The sequence below is a fragment of the Actinomyces naeslundii genome, from assembly GCF_001956585.1.
GTDB classification, from domain to species: domain Bacteria; phylum Actinomycetota; class Actinomycetes; order Actinomycetales; family Actinomycetaceae; genus Actinomyces; species Actinomyces naeslundii.
The window spans coordinates 1-617 of record NZ_MSRR01000040.1; the positions used below are offsets into that span (position 1 = coordinate 1).

Annotated in this window: 1 protein-coding gene; it reads left to right on the top strand. The window is 67.6% G+C overall.

Annotated features, from left to right (window positions below):
- Positions 1-15: 15 nt before the first annotated feature.
- Positions 16-617, top strand: a 602-nt coding sequence (locus BKH33_RS13115; protein ID WP_244157433.1) for a DUF5979 domain-containing protein, incomplete at its 3' end; no start/stop codon positions are given.

The following is a 617-nucleotide window of genomic DNA, read 5'->3' on the forward strand; positions in this document are numbered from 1 at the left end:
CGCAGCACCTTCACCGTGTCAAAGGCCGTGGCGGGCGCGCAGGCCGGTGACAAGGAGTTCACCTTCGCCTACACCTGCACCGACGGCACCGAGGGCACGCTCAAGGCCAAGGCCGATGGCGAGGCGGTCACCGGCCCCAAGGTCCCCACGGGCACACAGTGCACCGTCACCGAGGACGCCAAGACAGCCGCGATCGACGGCTACACCCTGGCGGCTCCGGAGGCCCAAACGGTGACGGTCTCTGAGAAGGACCAGGTGGTCAACACCTCCTTCACCAACACCTACACCCGCGACACGGGTACCTTCTCCATCGCCAAGTCGGTTCAGGGCGGCCCAGAAGGGGCGGCCAATGGCTCCTACTCCTTCACCTACACCTGCGACGGCGACGTGCAGGGAACCCTGACGGTCCCCGGGGACGGGACGGCCGTGTCCTCCCCAAAGATCCCGACCGGGGTCTCCTGCACCCTGGCGGAGGACGCCGCGTCGGCCGCCAAGGACGGGTACTCGGTGGCCTCGACCCTGTCGCAGGACTCGGTGACCATCGCCAAGGACCAGACCGTGGCCGTGACCGCCACCAACACCTACACCCGTGACACGGGTTCGTTCTCGGTGTCCAA